2 protein-coding genes are annotated in these 839 nt (G+C 30.2%); both read right to left on the reverse strand.

Annotated elements, in window-relative coordinates:
* On the reverse strand, positions 1-591 hold a 591-nt coding region (locus N5E64_RS15645), incomplete at its 3' end, for an IS3 family transposase (RefSeq protein ID WP_280038323.1).
* On the reverse strand, positions 588-839 hold a 252-nt coding region (locus tag N5E64_RS15650; RefSeq protein ID WP_280038324.1), incomplete at its 5' end, for a transposase. The genes N5E64_RS15645 and N5E64_RS15650, both read right to left, overlap by 4 nt.

Raw genomic sequence — 839 nt, forward strand, 5'->3', positions numbered from 1 at the left:
TATTCCTCGATCAGAATGAAATAGCATTCCTTTTTTAATCGATCTATTCTTTATAGCCATACGCCATGCTGATAAAGTTGTATCTTCAGTACTCATCGTATTGCTCAAACTCCAACCAATGACCTTTCTATCATATAAATCGATAATTGTTGTTAAATATAAAAATCCTTCTTGAGTTTGAATATAAGTAATATCTGATACCCATTTCATAGAAGGTTTTGAAGCGTAAAAATCTCGATTAAGAAGATTATTTACAGTTAAATAATTATGTTTAGAATTTGTTGTAACTCTAAACTTTTTACTTAATTTACTTCTTAAACCAAGCTCTTGCATATATTTAGCAACTGTTTTAACTGATATTCTGTAACCTAAAGCATTTAATTCTGAATGAATTCGAGGACTTCCATATCTCTGCTTGAATTTAAAATATAGATACTTTATTTTATCTAGCATCAAATTTTTTCTCAAAAGTCGATTGGAGCAACCTTTATTTTTCCATTTATAATAGCTGCTGGAGTGGATTTTTAAGATAATACACATTTTCTCAATCGGAAATTGGCACTCGTGATTCTTTATAAATCTATATTTCATCGACCGTTCTTGGAGAAAATGCTGATTGCTTTTTTTAAGATATCACGTTCTAATTCTGCATCTTTAAGCTTTCTTTCTAATTCAACTATTCGCTCCTGTTCAGGCGTTAGTTTTAAATTACCTTTTCCTGGAAAACTATTGGATCCGTATTCTTGATAATCTTTGCGCCATTTGTATAATAAGGAGGCTTTTATTCCAAGTTCCCTTGCTAATTCCGATATATTACTTCTTTCATAACTCAATTCTAC

The organism is Empedobacter sp. GD03739 (assembly GCF_029843245.1).
Lineage (GTDB): Bacteria > Bacteroidota > Bacteroidia > Flavobacteriales > Weeksellaceae > Empedobacter > Empedobacter falsenii_B.